18 protein-coding genes and 1 pseudogene are annotated in these 17,249 nt (G+C 36.7%); 11 read left to right on the top strand and 8 right to left on the bottom strand.

Translation table 11 applies throughout. The features are described from left to right. Window positions 1-3 precede the first annotated feature (3 nt). From IAE45_RS18975 to IAE45_RS19305, 9 genes and pseudogenes are all read left to right on the top strand, one after another. On the top strand, window positions 4-1,464 hold the full coding sequence (locus IAE45_RS18975; protein WP_233619047.1) for a BppU family phage baseplate upper protein: 1,461 nt from the start codon (window positions 4-6) through the stop codon (window positions 1,462-1,464). Between the two features lie 5 nt (window positions 1,465-1,469). Then, the gene (locus tag IAE45_RS12250) at window positions 1,470-1,784 is read left to right on the top strand and encodes a hypothetical protein (RefSeq protein ID WP_233619046.1); all 315 of its coding nucleotides are present in this window, start codon (window positions 1,470-1,472) and stop codon (window positions 1,782-1,784) included. Next, the gene (locus IAE45_RS12245; protein ID WP_200126477.1) at window positions 1,777-1,914 is read left to right on the top strand and encodes an XkdX family protein; all 138 of its coding nucleotides are present in this window, start codon (window positions 1,777-1,779) and stop codon (window positions 1,912-1,914) included. The genes IAE45_RS12250 and IAE45_RS12245 overlap by 8 nt, the downstream gene beginning before the upstream one ends. 79 nt (window positions 1,915-1,993) lie before the next feature. Next, on the top strand, window positions 1,994-2,437 hold the full coding sequence (locus IAE45_RS12240) for a phage holin family protein (RefSeq protein WP_233619045.1): 444 nt from the start codon (window positions 1,994-1,996) through the stop codon (window positions 2,435-2,437). An 85-nt stretch (window positions 2,438-2,522) separates the two neighbouring features. Continuing rightward, window positions 2,523-3,122 carry a hypothetical protein gene (locus IAE45_RS12235; protein WP_200126473.1) on the top strand — a complete coding sequence of 200 codons (600 nt, stop codon included), beginning with the start codon at window positions 2,523-2,525 and terminating at the stop codon, window positions 3,120-3,122. A 231-nt stretch (window positions 3,123-3,353) separates the two neighbouring features. Next, a complete protein-coding gene (locus tag IAE45_RS12230; protein WP_200126471.1) occupies window positions 3,354-3,617 on the top strand; it encodes a DUF6275 family protein in 264 nt (87 codons plus the stop codon). A 17-nt stretch (window positions 3,618-3,634) separates the two neighbouring features. Next, window positions 3,635-4,678 (top strand): N-acetylmuramoyl-L-alanine amidase, encoded by a 1,044-nt coding sequence (locus tag IAE45_RS12225; RefSeq protein ID WP_200126469.1) that lies wholly within the window; start codon window positions 3,635-3,637, stop codon window positions 4,676-4,678. Window positions 4,679-5,103: 425 nt separating this feature from the next. Further along, complete coding sequence (locus IAE45_RS12220) at window positions 5,104-6,111, top strand: Abi family protein (protein ID WP_200126467.1); 1,008 nt, start codon at window positions 5,104-5,106, stop codon at window positions 6,109-6,111. Between the two features lie 827 nt (window positions 6,112-6,938). Continuing rightward, window positions 6,939-7,076, top strand: a pseudogene (locus tag IAE45_RS19305) (phage holin); the annotation flags it as partial. 43 nt (window positions 7,077-7,119) lie between these two features. On the opposite strand, the gene IAE45_RS12215 reads toward IAE45_RS19305, so the two are convergent. Further along, window positions 7,120-7,875, bottom strand: a complete 756-nt coding sequence (locus IAE45_RS12215; RefSeq protein ID WP_200143131.1) for a hypothetical protein — start codon at window positions 7,873-7,875, stop codon at window positions 7,120-7,122. 189 nt (window positions 7,876-8,064) lie between these two features. Here IAE45_RS12215 and IAE45_RS12210 point away from each other — a divergent pair, with 189 nt between their 5' ends. Beyond that, window positions 8,065-8,856 (top strand): type II toxin-antitoxin system PemK/MazF family toxin, encoded by a 792-nt coding sequence (locus tag IAE45_RS12210; RefSeq protein ID WP_200126463.1) that lies wholly within the window; start codon window positions 8,065-8,067, stop codon window positions 8,854-8,856. 514 nt (window positions 8,857-9,370) lie between these two features. On the opposite strand, the gene IAE45_RS12205 is transcribed toward IAE45_RS12210, so the two are convergent. From IAE45_RS12205 to IAE45_RS12175, 7 genes are read right to left on the bottom strand one after another with little or no spacing between them, the layout of a single operon-like run. After that, entirely contained in the window at window positions 9,371-9,886 is a 516-nt protein-coding gene (locus IAE45_RS12205) for a YjbQ family protein (RefSeq protein WP_008379364.1), read from the bottom strand. A 4-nt stretch (window positions 9,887-9,890) separates the two neighbouring features. Then, window positions 9,891-10,583 carry a triose-phosphate isomerase gene (locus tag IAE45_RS12200; protein WP_200126461.1) on the bottom strand — a complete coding sequence of 231 codons (693 nt, stop codon included), beginning with the start codon at window positions 10,581-10,583 and terminating at the stop codon, window positions 9,891-9,893. Then, window positions 10,583-11,431, bottom strand: a complete 849-nt coding sequence (locus IAE45_RS12195) for a class II fructose-bisphosphate aldolase (protein WP_200126459.1) — start codon at window positions 11,429-11,431, stop codon at window positions 10,583-10,585. The genes IAE45_RS12200 and IAE45_RS12195 overlap by 1 nt, the downstream gene beginning before the upstream one ends. 12 nt (window positions 11,432-11,443) lie before the next feature. After that, window positions 11,444-11,728 (bottom strand): PTS sugar transporter subunit IIB, encoded by a 285-nt coding sequence (locus IAE45_RS12190; RefSeq protein WP_010749080.1) that lies wholly within the window; start codon window positions 11,726-11,728, stop codon window positions 11,444-11,446. Between the two features lie 12 nt (window positions 11,729-11,740). After that, on the bottom strand, window positions 11,741-13,081 hold the full coding sequence (locus IAE45_RS12185; RefSeq protein WP_016612941.1) for a PTS galactitol transporter subunit IIC: 1,341 nt from the start codon (window positions 13,079-13,081) through the stop codon (window positions 11,741-11,743). 15 nt (window positions 13,082-13,096) lie between these two features. Next, window positions 13,097-13,552, bottom strand: a complete 456-nt coding sequence (locus tag IAE45_RS12180; protein WP_005233600.1) for a PTS sugar transporter subunit IIA — start codon at window positions 13,550-13,552, stop codon at window positions 13,097-13,099. 2 nt (window positions 13,553-13,554) lie between these two features. Next, window positions 13,555-15,498 (bottom strand): BglG family transcription antiterminator, encoded by a 1,944-nt coding sequence (locus tag IAE45_RS12175; RefSeq protein ID WP_086291631.1) that lies wholly within the window; start codon window positions 15,496-15,498, stop codon window positions 13,555-13,557. Window positions 15,499-16,056: 558 nt separating this feature from the next. Here IAE45_RS12175 and IAE45_RS12170 point away from each other — a divergent pair. Continuing rightward, window positions 16,057-17,241, top strand: coding sequence for an FtsW/RodA/SpoVE family cell cycle protein (locus IAE45_RS12170; protein WP_034872154.1), 1,185 nt, complete (start codon window positions 16,057-16,059; stop codon window positions 17,239-17,241). Window positions 17,242-17,249: the final 8 nt, after the last annotated feature.

Genomic DNA, 17,249 nt, shown 5'->3' with positions numbered 1-17,249 from the left:
ACGATGGAAAATCTCTACGTAACCAGTGAGATCACGTTAAACAAAACGGCGGAAAAACGTTCTTCTCCTATACCGACCAATACAGAGTTTTTCAGTTATGATCAACGCGTCGCAAAAAAGACGATCAACTTTCAGTTTAAAGGGGAGCCGTTGGACCTTTCAGAAGCCAATGTCATTTTGGGCTTTGATTTCGTGACTGCAGGTCAGTCAGTCATTTTAGAAAGTGATGATGGCTCAATCAAAATCGAGGATCCCACAGCCGGAAAAGTAAATGTGATGTTGCCAAATGACATTTACGCGTACTCCGGATCAGTAATCATTTATGTCTTTGTGGAGTTTTCCAATGGTCAATCGTTAGACTATCCGGCATTTAGTACTGAATTCCAAGAATCTTGGATTGATCAGGATCTTGAAGAGATGGCGCAGTTTTATGTGAAAAGATTCGAGGACTTACGGAACTTGGTGCTTGAACAAGCAGCAGGGATTGATCATGATTTGACTGAATTCGAAGATCGTATTCAAAACATAGAGTCGGCCATTGATTCATTTGATGTCGATGACCTTGCAAAAGAAATCGCTCTGGATCTGGAACGGAAAGTTCTAGATCAGTTGCAGCAAATGAGTGAGCAGCTTGAAGAAGCTCAGCAACAATTGAAAGAGTTGAAAAGCGGGCTAACGATTAGCGAGGCATGGGCTTGGTCAAAAGATGGAACGGACCGTCTAACAACGGTTTATCCTAGAGAAAACATTGCTGTTTGGCCTGAGGGCGGTTTTTCGCAACATACCCTAAATTCGTACGGCATCTGGCAAGCAACTTGGTCAAATGATTATCGAACACTTCATTTGCGGGCACACAATGCTGGTAACTTAAACGGAAATCTCGCACGATATCGTTATCGTAATGCCAATAATGAAGTCGTTACTCCTGAAAGACCGGCATGGCGTTATTATCAGGGGCGGATGTTATTGGATGGAGAGCCTTTTAAACGAGAGTACTTTCAGACAACTGCTTCCAATCCCATTCCGCGTTTGAATAGTAATCGGTCAAATGTAACAAGGTTTTTAAAATTTGAAATTGATGAAGATGGGTATTTTGAGGCATGTGAAGGAATTGCAGTTACAAATGGGGACATGTTCAACATTTCTCTATCCCTAGCTCATTCTGAAATGATTGGTCGAACGATTACTTTTGAACAGTTAAAGATTGAAGATATATTGGTGCCGGAAAGTCAGACGCTAACGAACTTCTTGGGCCCTGTCGAAAAATCAATCTACACACCAAGAACTTGGGTAGATTCGCTAAATGCAATTCCGCCCTATCATGCATTTGCGATTTATCCGTTTGAAGATCCTACCCTATATACAAGGTTTGAACTTACTAAAGAAGCAGTGAGATTAAAAGAGCAACAGCAAAACGAAAAAATGAATCAGTTGGCACAACGAATAACTGACCTAGGAGGATGAAAACGATGGAAGGACACAAAGCAATCTATGACACAAGGGATTTACAGGATTTGCGGCCACTATATATGCCAGAAGATCGCACCGTATTCCATCCCTATACGGAAGTAGCACCACCAATTGATCCGCACGTGGTGGTTATTGGGTTTGACTTTAATCGCCAACGCTGGAATGTGGTGAGTGCTGCAACACCAGAAGAAGTCGAGGAGTTACAAGAAACCACGGATTCCTTAGGGCGTTCGGTGGTACAGCTGACCTTACAAAATCTACAACTGACACAACAAGTAAGAGAATTGACTCAAGGAGGGCAAGAAAATGCTTAATTTTGAGACGATTCAAGATTGGTACAATCGTGGATGGATGACAGAAGATGATGTCAATCAGTTTCTGGCACTTGGTGCAATCACAGAGGAACAGGCAAAGACAATTTTAGAGGGAGGAGGGAAGTCTTAGGGCTTCTCTTTTTCAATTTCGGAAAGTGAAGGTAATCGGTATGTTTTATTTTGTCAGTCTTTTTATAGGAGGAGATTTTATGGTTCATTTATTTGGAGGAAGTTTAGATGTCATTGATGTTTATTTGACCTTTGTCGTTATTGATTTGGTCGTAGGGTATTTTAAAGCCCTCAAGTCACATAGTTGGATGTCTGCGGTGAATTTAGAGGGATTGTTTACGAAATTCATTACGTTTGCGACAATTTTCGCAGCTGCTTCTCTTGATAAAGTGGCACCAATCATCGGGATTAGTTTACCAATCAACATTGCGCTTGTATGGACAGTCTTACTTATTTTCTACGAGATTAGCAGCATTCTAGAAAATGCTTATGAGTCAGGGGTTAAGGTTGGTTTCTTACAAAAGTGGCTTGCAGTTTTCAAGGAAAGTGTACACAAAGAATCAACACCGGCAGACTACGGCGATGGCCAAAGCGAAACAGAAAAAACAATCTATCAGCACAAGGATCAAGATCAGTCGAATTAGGTAAGTAATAATATCACATAAAAGCCATGGGAATCTTCAAAGAACTATAGTATTCTTAAAGTAAATGAATACTTGGAGGAATGTTATGAGCTTTGTGAGTATATTTTTAGATCCTAATTTTTTATCAATTGTATCAGATGGACAGGAGACTTATGGCGCGGAAAATGTAGGTAATAACTATCAAAAATTCTTTAAATTAAATTCGAAACTGATATTAACAGGTACGGGAAACAAAGATGTTTTTGATAGAATGAAGTTAATTCTTTCACAAAACCAAATTGTTGATAACATATCTGCTGAAGATGTAAGAGGAAAACTCAAAGAAGCTGTTTTTAATTCTTTACAAGGAGTAGTGGATAATGAAGGAAATAAAGTTAATTCAGTTTTAGCAGTATGTGGAGTAAACGAAAATAGCAACATCTTTTTTTCTGGTTATAAGCGATCTGACGATGAATTGACCGAAACAAATTATGAGATAGTTAGTGATTCAGATAAGAAGTTGGTTACTCTTAATCCACCTGATTTAAGCTTCAATGCTCAATCAGCATTCCAATCTTTAGTTAATCGAGGAAAACCCAGAACTGTTAAACAAATTCAAAAGATTCAAAAAGATTTACAACGAATGGTAGCAAGAACTTCAGTTAGTGTGAATAATGTGAGTTTTGAAGATAAAATATTGAAATAATAAAAAGAAAAAAGGCACATCAGGTGTCTTTTTTTTGTGGAGGTGGAAATTATGGAAATCGAATTAGATGTTACGGAGTTAAAAACAGGTGAAGGTGAACACACTATCCAAGGGGGAACAATAATTATTGCGTATTAAACAATCGAAGAAAAAGACGAGTATTAATTACCAGATTCAGGATCAGTCGAAGGGCTGATCTTTTTCTATACCAAAATTTTAGGAGGAATTATCTTGGACGAGAAGAAATTTAGTGACAAATGTCGAGAACTAGTAGCCAGTTATACCAATGATCACTTGGATAAGAGTGATCAGAAAGAAATTACACCGGATGATGTGTTTATTGTCTGGCAAGTTAAGGTACTGCAGAACAACAAGGCGCTGTTAAGTACAAAGCTATTTGATGGGATGTACTACGAGATCACCTACAACGGTGATAAAGACGAGTACTACTTTGATGCATATAAAAAGTGGGAAAACAAAGCTATTAAAGCTTAAAATAGGAGGAAAACACTATGACAAAAATTGTAGATTTACGAGGCGATTCAAGAATTTTAGGACCATCTAACCCTAACAGATCCGTGGCAGGAATCACCAAGATTGCTCGGCATCATAGCGCAACAGCTACCGGTGATGTTTGGGCATTCCAAAATCACTGGCGAGGAACACTTGGCTGGGGGACTGGTGGATATCACGAGATTATCCTGCGTGATGGATCAGTTCAGTTGGTTTATCGGGATAATGTTACAACCAATGGTGTAGGGAATCACAACAGCAAGACTTACCACATTTGCGTGGTGGGTAACGGCTCCTTTACTGCAGAACAAGAAAAAGCTTTTGACGAGCGTGCACGAGCAGCCATGCAGCGATTTAATCTGAAAGCATCCGATGTGCTAGGGCATAACGAGTTTTCAGGACACGGATCTAATACTTGTCCCGGAATCAATATGGCGACTGTTCGCAGTCGGTTAAGTGGCTCATCTGGATCTACACCGACACCAAGCCCTGCTCCTACACCTACCTACAATGTGGAACCTTGGAATAAGCGCCAAACAGTGAGCACTGACGTGCTAAATGTACGTGCAGCTCAAAATACGAACTCTGCTATCATTAAAACGCTAAAACGTGGACAAACGTTCAACGCTACTCGTATCACTCGGAACGGTGAAAGCGTCAATGGGTTCACTACCTGGTTTGAAGTTGATGGAGCTGGTTGGGTATCTGGTGCTTTAGTTACTGAGGTTTCAAGTAATAATACAGCTTCAGCAGCAACGCCAGCTAACGTTTGGCATAGTCGTTCAGGAACCGTCACAGTAACTGCAGCTAAGGGAATCAATTTGCGAGGAACTTCTAGCGGAGATACAACTACACCGACTAATCTAGGCGTTCTTGCTTTGTTGGGACGTGGCCAGCAAGTCAAATATGATCGCCTGTTGGTCCAACGTAATGGTCATGCCTTTGTACGTCAACCACGAGTAGACGGTTACGGATGGCTAACGATTGGGCCAACTAAAAATGGTAAAGTAATTGGTTACTGGACGTCTGGTATTTCCATTTAAAGAAAAATACCACATTACGCAGGTATTGCGGGTGTAAATAATACAGGAAAGAATGAGTATATGCAATTTTGACGACATTTGACCTATGATATATACGGATTAGTTCGCTTATTACCTGTTAAATCTGATTTTCTTTCAAAAATTTAATCTAAGAGTATATTTCAAATTTTAAATTTAATAGTAAAGTTGAAAAAAATTTATTATTAAAAAAAAAAACGTTTTGATACTACATATAGTTGTTGTGGTGGAGTGGGTTCTGTATGTAGTGTTTTAAGTGTTAATATGAGATTTTTCTTATGAATTTTATGTTTGACAAAATATTCAAGACGTATTATAGTTAATTCAATCTTAAAGAAGAGCTACCAGGTAGCTAACTAGGGGCCTTATTCCAAGGTCCCTTTTTATTTTTGTAAAGGAGCTTCAAAATGATCGAAAAAGAGTTTAAGCTCATAAATGAACAAATAGAATTATTGAAAAGTAGGAACTTGAAGTTTTTGAATGAGAGTATTTGCGAGAAAAATTTATACACTTATGGTTATTATGAAATAGTAAACGGATACAAATTTTTTCTTCTAGATGAAACAATAACTAAAGAAAGAAATGAAGACTGGTATAAAGAGGATTCATACTTTGAGCAAATTTTCGCAAGGTTCATATTAGATAAAAAAATTAGAAATTCTATTTTAGATGCTACTCTGGAAATAGAATGCTCATTGAGAAGCGCTATTGCTTATGTGATTGCACGTAATTTTGGTCACAAAGAAAATGATTATTTAATAAAAACTCATTATAATAAAGGAAAAGCTACTAAGGATGATTATGGAAATGTTAAATTTTATAAAATCGATCAAATTTTCGAAAAATTTACAAACATCTTGAATGATGATGTCCAACCAATTAAGCATTATCGAGATATTCATGGTAATGTTCCACCGTGGATATTGTTAAAAGGAGCTACTTTTGGTAATTTGGTTAATTTTTTGAAATTGCAAAAGGCCGATTTAAAAAATGAAATATTAAGTATAATGAGCGGAAGAGAAAAAAATGACTTTAACAATAATGATCAATTAAAATCCTTCTATATTGATATGATTTTTTTAATCCATAAATTTAGAAATAGGGCAGCACACACAGGCCGTATGTATAATTATAGTCCAAAAGAAAGTGAAGTTAGTTACTTTAGAGAATTTCATGAAGAAATGGGGATAAGTAGGAATGCATACAGTACTGGTACGCGTGGAAAATCTGATTTAGCTACGTTGTATTATGGAATTGAAAAATTTGCTAATTTCAATGCACATTTCCAATTAGATTTCTCTTTGAATTGGAACATCTCAGCACATTTAAAAGAATTTCCTGACGATGAGAAGATGTTGTTGAGTGGAATGGGCTTTGATGAGAACTTTAGAATTAAAGATTACTCAAAAAATTAAAATTGGAACTTGATATATGAAAATATCATTTCTTATTGATCATAATATTGATTATAAACTTTGTAATAAATTTTTAATTTTTTTGTTTCATAAAACAGAGTTATCTAATTTGATTTATGCTATAAATAATACCTAAAAGTTTTTAACGTAGTTCAAAGATTCTATATACCATTTTTATACGATAGGTATATAAGAGCTCTTTTATGAACAAAAACTGACAGTTCTTGTCTTAGAGATAAAATGATTTAGCAGCAAGCTTATTTTATAGATTTTGCCAATAAATATTTATTATAACTAATAAATACCTCTTACTCAGATTCGAGTAGGAGGCTTTTTTGTGTTCTTCGATCAATTATTCTAATTCTTTTAGATATTCTTTAGGTACCTTTTACGTAGAGCAAGATGGATAAGCTATACGCTTGCTGTTAAAATACTTCTAATGTAAAATTTTTATTGACGACATAAATCGTCAATGAAGAGTATCAGGCCGGGGAAGCTGGGGAAGTGTGCCTGATACTCTTCTTATTTATTTTATCATCATTTTTATGTAATAGATATTATTGATTAGAAAACCGTCATAAATTGGTTGAGTTTGATTAATAAAAGATGTATCTTATACTCATACCCAAAATGTTTATTTTTCGTTTACTCTTTCGAGATCCACTCTAGAATCCCTAGGGTGGATTTTTTATTGAAATAAAAATCATATTCTTGTAGAATGAAATCATAGCCTTGACCGGGGCTATTTCATTTTATATCTTTTTTCAGGCCCACTCTCCTTGAGGGTGGGTTATTTTTGAGCAAAAGATTATTACAATGGTGCAATCGATGGTCTCTGCGGTGAAGGAACAATCAAAGCCATGCAAAAAGCATTAGGAACGACAGTAGACGGTTTTATCAGTCCAGTATCTGATATGGTTAAGGCGTTACAACGATCATTGAACAATAATAGACTTCCGTGGTAAAAAGAAGAACCCTCTTACTCAGAGTTGAGTAGGAGGGATTTTTTTAAAATCTTGTTGTCCTTATTACCGAAAAAGTAGTATTTTCGGCACAAAGATAATTATTAGGTATAAAATTTGTGAAGTAGTCTATTTTTTTAGTTGCGATAATCTCGATATCATTAGATACAAAAATAAGGTATTTTAAATCTGACGAAAATCCAGATATATACTTTAATAATTCTTTATCTCTGCTTAAACGATAATTATGAAAAAACTCAGGATTAATTTTAATGTCTCCAGTTAAAATACCTTCCTCTAAATCGATATCAATGTTTTCGCACATAGATAATGCATTGATATCATCATATTCAATTAAAAAGATACTTTCGTCTTTTTTTACTTCAAAAGATTTTAAACGTTCAAGATGTTTTTCAAAATTTTTTTTAAAGGAATTTACTAATTGTATGTGTGAATGGTTTTTATACATATTATCAGTTGAAATCTTATTTTGATCTTCATTCATGTTTTCAAGTCTTAAATCATGTTCTCTTTGTTGTTTCATCATACTAATTTTGTGAGGAGAACCTTTTTTATTTTCAAATGAGGAAGTTATTTGGAAATGCTCAATAAATCCATTAGGTGTTAAGAAGTCAGGAAAGTCATTATTCTTCTCATTTGGCTTTGCAGATTTTAGTTCTTCGACAAAGTTTTTAAAATCTTTAATATGAATTCCGTACGCATTCTTTTCATAAATTTCATTAATGACTCTATCTAAAATGGAAACCTCGTGGTTAATTTGGTTAGATTCGTTTTTATGCATAATATCACTCCTTTTATGAAAAAGTAGCATTATTTTAATAATAAATCAATATCAATATATTTCCATCTAGAACATCACAAATCAATTTTTTGGATAAATAATGTTATTTAGTTAGTAGATCATATAATATTTTGTTGATTAATTGACCTGAGTACTGTAATTTATTAAGTAAATATAGGAGGTGATAATTTGGATAAAATACGTATCAAGAAGATTTGTGACGATGCTAACAATAGATTCATTAATGAATCACTTTCGGGGTATCCAAAATATAAGTATTTGCCAAATTGGTTAGCAAACAAAAGTCTTTATTTGAGTAGGGAAAGAAATAGTCCTTATAAAAATTATAGAGTATACAAGCGAGGAACAATCGTATATGTAGATTTTGGTGTAAATGTTGGTTATGAATTGTCAGGTAACCATTTTGCGATTGTTCTAAATAATCATGACAATTGTAAAAACGGTGTTGTTTGTGTAGTACCGATATCATCTAAAGAAAAAAAAAATTACGTAGCTGTAGGAAAAATTCTCGAAATGGCCAGTATAAAACAATTTGTGAGTCATGCGGATAAATTAAAGGAGAAACTCAGAATAATTGCCTTATATTCGCTAAATAAGGGAACTATTAAGAAAGATGAATTGATCGATTTTCTTAAGGAAATTGTAGAAAAAGGTGAAGTGCTCTCTGAAGAAGAAGTGGAAAGAAAAGCTGTCAATTATAACATTAATTGTGAGACTAAAGATCAAGTGATATCAGAGCTTAACACATTACTAGATGAAATGATGAAATACCAGAAAGTATTTGATTGTTATAGGAAATATACGCAAGAATCGTACGTGATGCCTTTGAATATACAAACTATAAGTAAAAATAGGATACGAAGAATTAATCAGTTTGACCCATCAGGGAATATGAGTGCTCCTGCAACAGTTTTGGATGAGATTGATGAAGCGATAAAGAAAAAATTCACTAAATGTTGAAATATTTCAATTGACTTTTTATTCTGTATTAGCTAGTATAAAGATATAGAAGGACATAAGCGCCTATTTTAATGTACACATTGGGACGCAAGCGCCCACAGAGAACCATAGTTGGAGGCATCTATACGGTGTCTCTTTTTTTATGCGCAATTAGATTATTTTAATCTAATCAAAGCTCCACTAGATGTTTCGTTAAATGGCAAGTTTACTTCGTGAAACAGAATACAAAATTTAACTAACATTTGTAAAGAGAATAAATAATATTTCATTGCGAAAAAGTGCCAAATTATGTGCCAAATAAATTTCATACCAGTACTAACTAGTATGCATGGTTATAGAGTAAGTGTTAGCAAAAAGCACTTTTTCTAACGTGATTTAACATTATTAGGTATGTATTTGCCTGCAGCTGGCATAAGAAATGAAAAACCATGAATCTTCTTTTAGAGGATTCATGGTTTTTCTTTTGCAGGCGATAAGTAATCTAAATTTTTCCTGATTTACCCGATAACTGTTCTTATTCGCCCATTAGCATTACATGGCATGTCCTATTTCGCACACGATTTTGATCGAAATCAACAAAATAGATATAGCCTACAGAGCCGATCTCTAGCTTGCCATTACTTAAAATAAAGCTTTCGCTTGCACCGAAAAAACTCGAGCGAATATGTGCATCGCCGTTTAAAATCGTTGCTGGATCTGTTGGGTAGTTTGGATCGTCCAGACTCATCAAAAATTCTAAATGCTTTGGTCCAGGATAACGATAATCGGTATTTTCTGATAGTTCACGAGGAATAATTTTATCGAGAATTCGGTTTAAATCAACTTGAAGAAATTCATCTCCGTTAAAGTCTGTATCATGCATGTATTCTTCAAAGATAACAGAACAAGTCGTATGGGGAGACTGTACGAGACAGATTCCATTTGAAATTCCGCTTTTTTCAACCATTGCTTTCACTTCTTCTGTGATGTTGTGGTAAGACACTCGATTCCCGTTAGAAGTTAACGTCAGTTGCTCTTTTAAAAATTTCACAGTGTTAATCCTCCTTTTTGTGCTTCACCGCTTGTTTGATCATTTCTGTAAGGGTTTGAACTGGATCATCTGCTTGCACAATACCGCTTGTCCCTCCGGTACCATCAGCACCTGACGACAAAGCTTTTTCAACATCGGCAGCACTAGATATACCAGCAGCCTGCAAAATCAGGATTTCTGGATCAATTTCCCGAACAACACGATTTGTTTCCGTCATGTATTGAAGATCACTGGTTTGTCCTGTCCCAATTAGTTCGGTTGGCTCGCAAACCATCACATCGGGTTTTAGGGAAGCCGCGGCTCTCGCTTCAGTCAATGAATTCGCACAGACAATTGTTAAGAGACCCAATTCATTTGAGCGCTGAATCGCTTTAGTCAGTTCTTGCAATGTCATGGGGTGTTCAGCATGGTTTAAAAAGGTAGCTTCAGCTCCGGCTTCTGCCACTGCTTCGGGTAAAACATAGCCCATTCCACGACCAATTTTGATTCCGTCTAAATGTTGGACAGTGACGAATAAATGTGTTGTTGCCTGTTTAATTAAAGAAACGTCTGCATGCTGAACAGTAAATAGAATGTCGATGTCATACAAAGATGACAACTCATCAGCAGCTTTTGCCAATGCCAATGCTTGTTTTCCATAAAGATAGGCTTTAGGATTGATGACAAAGAATGGCGTTCTTAAAGTTCTTTTTTTCATTAGCTTTCTCCTTCACGGTAAGGTTTGGTATGAAAGACTGTAAAATAGTGCTCGAGTGTCTTGGACATTCCATTGCTTGCTGAATGAAGTAAATCGAAATAGTCATTTGGTTGATTTTTGTGAATTTCATTCATAGCAGCAGTGACAAAGTCAGTAAAAATATTTATTTTCCGGATACCTTCTAAGGCACATTTTTCAAGGTTTTCATCGCCAGAAGAGGATCCGCCATGCAGAACAAGAGGAACATTGACGGCATGGTGTATTTCCTTTAAAACGTCAAAATTTATTTTGGGTATCCCTTGATAATGTCCGTGAGAGGTGCCAATAGAAACTGCCAACGAATCAACCCCGGTTAATTTGGCAAATGCAACAGCCTCAGAAGGTTCTGTGTAAATAGATTGACTATTTACGGCTGATTCCAGACTGTTTTCCGACCCAACGTGCCCGATTTCGGCTTCAACAACGACACCATTTTTATGAGCGTAATCGGCGATCTCCTTTGACCGACGGACATTTTCTTCGAATGACTCCTCAGAAGCGTCGATCATTACGGAAGTAAAACCTAAATGAATGGCTCTTTTGATGACCTCTTCATCGGTACCGTGATCTAAGTGCAAAGCGATAGGTGTAGTGCTTTTTTTTGCTAAAAATTTTCCAATCATGGCAGCCTCTTCTAAAGTCAACATGTTCATATGGGACTGAGCGAAGGCCAATATCAAAGGCTTGTTTAAACGTTCAGCAGTCTCCGCGTATGTTCTTGCACTAGTTAAGTCGAAAAAATTTGCTGCGGGTAATGCATAATTGTGTTTTTCTGCATGTGCGAATAGTTCTTTTGTTGTGACCAACATAGGGCATTCTCCTTATTCTTTGATTTTCTTTTCGATTTCCGCGTACATTTCTTCTGTACCAATCCCTGTTAAGAGTGGCAGCCCCATAATTACGCGATCTTTGATTGAGTCTGGAACAACCGTTGTACTCACCACGATGTCATAGTTATCAATTTTATTCATCTCATCTGCCACTTTGGATTGATACAGTTTCACTTGATCAGTCATCCCTTTTTCTTTCAGCCATTCTTTTACCTTATTTGTTACAATTGTTGAAGTTGCAACACCTGTACCGCACATAATCAATAGTTTTTTCATTATCATTTCCTCCTATAATTTCGATGTTTGTTTCTTGGGACGAATTTTATTTACATAAATCAATCCAAACAAAACAGAGACGCCAATTATGGCTAAACCGCCCCAGCTTAATATTTTGGTTAAGCCGACATAAAGGAATGTGGTCCATAAACCACCTTCAGCCATAGCAGTGATCATAGAGTTTCCTTGTAGATCAAAGTTTGCGGATCGAGCAGCAGTAGTGACAAGCGGTGCTGCCCACGAAGTAATATAGAGAATGCTTACCATATAAATCGTTCCAGCAATTACTGTTCGAATGATGTTTCCTCCAAAAACAGCAGCCATCAAGCAAATCAGAAAGGGAATGGTTGCTAAATCACCAAAAGGCAAGGTCGTATTGCCAGGTAGAACTACGGCTAACAAAATAGTGATCGGAACTAGCAGCAATGAGGAAGAAAGGACAGCTGGATGACCAACCGATAATGCTGCATCCATACCGATGTAAAGCTCTCTTCCAGGAAACCGTTTTTTGACGAATTCATTTGCAGATTCAGAAATAGGCGTTAGACCTTCCATCAGTAAAGCAACCATTTTAGGCATCAAAACCATCACAGCGCCTGTTTGGACGGCTAATTGGCCGACACCTGCTGTGTCATATCCGGCAAGTATTCCCATGATGAGACCAATCAAAAAGCCCATAACAGTAGAGTCACCAAAGACACCAAATTTTTTCTGAATGGTTTCTGGATCTGCTTTCCAATCTTTTAGTCCCGGAATACGATCAAAGAGCCAATTCATCGGAAGTGCAAAGATGAATCCTGGTGCGGCGGTACCATGAGGAAAAGTGATATTAGGAAATCCGTAGAACTTATTAATGATCGGACCTAAAATATCTCCCATTAAAAGAATCATCATCAAATAGATGACGGTGGCCGCGATCCCCATTGCAAAGTCTCCAGTGAGGGCATAAATCAGAGAAGAGATGAAGGCTGCGTGCCAAATATTCCAAATATCTACATTCAATACTTTAGTCAGCCCTAAAATGATGAGTAAAACATTTAGGACCACACCAATCGGAATCGCAAGGCTTCCTAAAATCGTCCCGTAAGAAATTGCCGCTGCGGCAGGCCATCCGACATCAATCGTTGTCAAATTTAATCCTAGACGTTCAACCATATGCTGGGCGGCAGGACCCAAGCTGCTGCTTAGAAGGTCAATCACCAAATTCAATCCAACAAACCCGACACCAACAGTTAAGGCTGAAGTAAAGGCTTTGCCAGGCTTGGTTCCCAAAATTATTCCAAAAATAAAAATTAAAATAGGCAAAACAACGATTGAACCTAGATCAACGAACCACTGTAATGCATTTAACATAATTGTTCCTCCTTTTTATTGCAGTCCATTTTTTTCAATAATCGAAAGATACGCTTCTTTAGTCGTTACTGAGGATAGGGCTTCCAAAACCCCTGGTGTTTGAAACATAGAGATAAGATTTTGTAGCATACCCAATTGCTCATGTGGTTCCTTCAATGCAAGCATGAACAACAGAGATACATCGATTTTCTTTTCTTGCGAACCCATTTCAATAAATGAAAGGGGAGAGGCAAGTGACATAAAAGCGACTTGGGATCGTAAAACAAATTTGCTGTCCGTATGTGGGATCGCTACCCCAATGCCGTTAATTTTTAAACCTGTAGGAAAGGTTTCTTCTCGCTGTACGATATTTTGATAGAACTGATCATTTACACAATGAGTTTTGATGAGTTCGTCTGCTAATAGTCGAAAAGCTTCCTCTTTTGTTTTAGAATCTTTTTCAAGTAACACGATTTGGTGATCAAAAAACATGATCAATTTCCTCCTCTTAACAATCTTTGATACAGTTCTTCTTGCGTTTGACTATTAACGATCCATTGAATTTCTTCGGCTGAGTTAAACAATCCGTAAATCGAAGCGATCAACTCTTTTGCCTCGATCATGTTTTCTTCAGCAATCGCAAGCAAAACAATTAGTTGGATTTTTGTGTCTCCCCAAGTAATTGGCGCATCGAGGGTGAGAAAAGCAAGTTTTGTTTCTTTCACTGTATGTGGATCAGCATGTGGAATGGCTACTCCCGTCTTTAAGCCAGTGCTTCCTAGTTCCTCTCGTTCAAATAGAGAATGCTTAAATTTTGTTGTAACAAGCTTTTTTTTCAGATAATCATCTGCTAAAAAATCCAGTACATCTTTTTTTGTTCGAAACTTTTTTTTGACAAAAAGGAAAGTAGGATCTAAATATTTTTGTAATAAAGTCGTTTTCTGGTATTTTTTTGAGTAAAAATTTTTCTCATTCTCATTAAGATTAGATATCTTTGCTGAGATTCTTCCTATTTCTTCGGTAGTAGGAAGCGGCGAAATATAAATAACTGGCGGTGCTGTAATGTCCAATGGAATAGTTGATATGATCAGATCAACAGTTTCAAGAGATGTACTGACCAGTTTACTCAAAGGAATGATCTCCAATACGGTATCAGCAGCGATCGTTTGTTTGATACGGTTAAAAATCAACTCCGATGTAGCAAAACCAGATTGGCAAACAATTAGTATATGGTTAGTAATTTTTATCTTTTCAAAGGCTAGCTGAAAATGGATCGTCAGAAAAGAAACTTCGTCTTCTGTTAATAAGATTTGAAATCGCTCCTCTAAATCTCCAATTGCATATTTGGTCAATGTATACATTGTTGAGTATTGTTTTTTGATACTTTTTATCAGTGGGTTTTTCAATAAAATTCCTGTCTTTGATCGATGGATCATGGGAACGATATGAGCCAATAATGTTTGCAGCAATAATTTATCTTGTGTCAGATCTGCGTTTAACATATGTGACATTTTTTGAATAATTTGTTTCGTACAATTTGTGATAGTAGATTCGTGAGGCTCATCCATTTGACCAAAAGGCTCGATGCCGTGTGCTAATAACAAGGAACATACATATTGAATATCTGTATCACTAAATTGAACAGGTAGTTGCTGTTGGATCATTTCAGAAAAATCAACCGCGATCATATAGAATTTCATTCGTCTAAGTTCGTCAAATACTAGCTGCTCTTGTTTTTCAATGTGTTTATCTATAAGAAGTCTTGAAAGAAAAATTCGCAATGAAAGCTTCAAAGATTCAATAGAATAATTATTGACTGGATGGCCGATTGTTTGAGTCATGTCTGAGACAAATTTCTTCGTTAAATCGAGAACCTTAGAGTCAAAGAGATTGTTGACCAAAAGATTTTCACTGGCTTTGGCGTCGGTATACTTCTCTAAAAAAGATTTGAATACGTTTTGAGCAGCAGATTCAACTGAGGTTAGCTTGAGTCCGCTAGTAGTCATTTTTGTTGATACTTGATGGAATCGACAGAAAGCAACGATTTCATCAACATCTTTCTTTATTGACTGGTTGCTAATATAAAAATATTCAGAGAATTCCTGATAATGCATTGGTTTTACTGAAAACAGATAGTTAGCGAAAATAAAGATTTTACGATAATTAGGTGAAAATAGTTCGAGTTTAGTCTCTTTTTTTGCTAACAATCGATAACCATTCTGTTTTGCTGATTCAGAACCAGATAAAAAGATTCCTTTTCTTGGTACTTTTTTGAGAGCTAGTCCCGAATCTTTTAGTTTCTTTTCTAAAGTCGTTAAATTGTTATAAACCGTTTTTTGGGATACATTTAACTGCTTTTGAAAAAAAGAGGCAGGGCGAAACTCCGTTTGTTCTAATAGTAGTTGCAACAGCAGTTGTTCTCGATTATTTAAAATCATTGGTTCACCTCCGGAAGCGCTTCCTTAATTGTATTCTAGTGAAATTATGTGGTGGCGTAAATAACATTTCATTACCACATTAATGTGGTAAATTAGGCTTGTCATGTATCAATTTATATTTTGGAAAAAGTAGTTAAGAGTAGTCATTTGTTGCTATCTATTTGAAACGAAAACTAGGTGGCGATCTATCATGGAGTTAAAGTTGATTTATTCTGTTACATTGAGGAAAGATTTATCAAAAATAAAGAAGAATACTAAGAATAAGATATTTTATTAAGTAAGGAGAATAGACGAATTCAGCGAGTTTTCATTGAAAAGTATGTCGCTGAACTTCCTATCTAGTACATATACGATCGTTTTACTCTGATTGATCAGATATGAATCAGAATATAGCCCTTCTTTCATTGTAATTCTAAACAATTTCGGATTGTTTTTAACCCTCTTTTCCCGAAAATCATTAAAGTTTCTAAATTTTTTGTGAATGCTCGTGGACAATCCTTTCTTTTCTCCTCAAATATCACTATAATGGATAAAGATTCTACAGAAGAGAGTGTGGACATGGAAAATTCACGAATAAAAACGAACGATAATCGAATTGACTACGGTGTGATTCTACCCGTATTTTTATTATGTCTGATTGGTGTGGCGTCCTTGTATGTGGCGTTGACCCACGATCCAAATAACCCGAATATGTTGCGAACTTTAGGGTTTCAAGCTTTATGGTATGTGCTAGGTATTATTGCGGTGATTATTATCATGCAGATCAAATCAAAATGGCTTTGGAAATTGACGCCCTATATTTATGGAGCTGGGCTAGCCGTCATGTTGGCGCTTTTGAAATTTTACGACCGGACAATGGCTGCCTCGACAGGGTCAAAAAACTGGTTCCGTTTTGGGGCCTTTACTCTCCAGCCGTCAGAGTTGATGAAGATCGCCTATATTATGATGTTGGCCTTAGTCGTCACACAGCACAATGTCAAGCATCGGGAACGAGATCTGAAAACAGATGGGTTGCTGATTGCGAAAATGTTGGCCGTCACGATTCCAGTACTGATCCTGATCACCTTGCAAAACGACTTTGGTACGATGTTGGTATTTCTGGCGATTTTCGGTGGGGTCTTCTTGATGTCGGGGATCTCTTGGCGAATCGTTGTGCCAGTGATTGCGGCATTCGTGATTCTCGGCGGCGGAACGATTTTCTTAGTGACTACCGATGTTGGTCGTGAGTTGCTGTACAATACAGGGATCTTTAAAGAGTACCAGTTCGCCCGTATCGATTCGTGGCTAGATCCTTTTCATGATACCCAAGGGCAATCCTTCCAATTGGCGTACGCTCTGATGGCGATCGCCTCTGGCGGGATGTTCGGGAAAGGATTTAATGTCAGCGATGTGTATGTACCAGTCCGAGAATCCGATATGATTTTTTCGGTGATCGGTGAGAATTTTGGGTTTATTGGCAGCGCGTTTGTCATTTTATTGTATTTTATTTTGATCTATCGGATGATCCGCGTATGTTTCGATACCAACAATGAATTTTATGCTTACTTGGCAACTGGGATCATTATGATGATTCTCTTCCATGTGTTTGAAAACATTGGCGCAAACATCGGTCTCTTACCGTTGACGGGGATTCCACTGCCGTTTATTAGCCAAGGAGGATCTGCCCTATTAAGCAATATGATTGGGATCGGTTTGATTTTATCGATGCGCTATCAAGCTGAGACCGCACCAAAAACACTTTAAGGAGTTCA

Origin of the sequence: Enterococcus sp. S53 (assembly GCF_016516865.1) — a bacterium.
Lineage (GTDB): Bacteria > Bacillota > Bacilli > Lactobacillales > Enterococcaceae > Enterococcus_D > Enterococcus_D innesii.
This window is presented reverse-complemented; position numbering and strand designations above follow the sequence as displayed.

Coding starts and splice junctions, on each gene's coding strand:
- IAE45_RS18975 (WP_233619047.1), top strand. CDS start 4: ATGGAAAATCTCTACGTAACCAGTGAGATCACGTTAAACAAAACGGCG.
- IAE45_RS12250 (WP_233619046.1), top strand. CDS start 1,470: ATGGAAGGACACAAAGCAATCTATGACACAAGGGATTTACAGGATTTG.
- IAE45_RS12245 (WP_200126477.1), top strand. CDS start 1,777: ATGCTTAATTTTGAGACGATTCAAGATTGGTACAATCGTGGATGGATG.
- IAE45_RS12240 (WP_233619045.1), top strand. CDS start 1,994: ATGGTTCATTTATTTGGAGGAAGTTTAGATGTCATTGATGTTTATTTG.
- IAE45_RS12235 (WP_200126473.1), top strand. CDS start 2,523: ATGAGCTTTGTGAGTATATTTTTAGATCCTAATTTTTTATCAATTGTA.
- IAE45_RS12225 (WP_200126469.1), top strand. CDS start 3,635: ATGACAAAAATTGTAGATTTACGAGGCGATTCAAGAATTTTAGGACCA.
- IAE45_RS12220 (WP_200126467.1), top strand. CDS start 5,104: ATGATCGAAAAAGAGTTTAAGCTCATAAATGAACAAATAGAATTATTG.
- IAE45_RS12215 (WP_200143131.1), bottom strand. CDS start 7,875: ATGCATAAAAACGAATCTAACCAAATTAACCACGAGGTTTCCATTTTA.
- IAE45_RS12200 (WP_200126461.1), bottom strand. CDS start 10,583: ATGAAAAAAAGAACTTTAAGAACGCCATTCTTTGTCATCAATCCTAAA.
- IAE45_RS12195 (WP_200126459.1), bottom strand. CDS start 11,431: ATGTTGGTCACAACAAAAGAACTATTCGCACATGCAGAAAAACACAAT.
- IAE45_RS12190 (WP_010749080.1), bottom strand. CDS start 11,728: ATGAAAAAACTATTGATTATGTGCGGTACAGGTGTTGCAACTTCAACA.
- IAE45_RS12185 (WP_016612941.1), bottom strand. CDS start 13,081: ATGTTAAATGCATTACAGTGGTTCGTTGATCTAGGTTCAATCGTTGTT.
- IAE45_RS12180 (WP_005233600.1), bottom strand. CDS start 13,552: ATGTTTTTTGATCACCAAATCGTGTTACTTGAAAAAGATTCTAAAACA.
- IAE45_RS12175 (WP_086291631.1), bottom strand. CDS start 15,498: ATGATTTTAAATAATCGAGAACAACTGCTGTTGCAACTACTATTAGAA.
- IAE45_RS12170 (WP_034872154.1), top strand. CDS start 16,057: ATGGAAAATTCACGAATAAAAACGAACGATAATCGAATTGACTACGGT.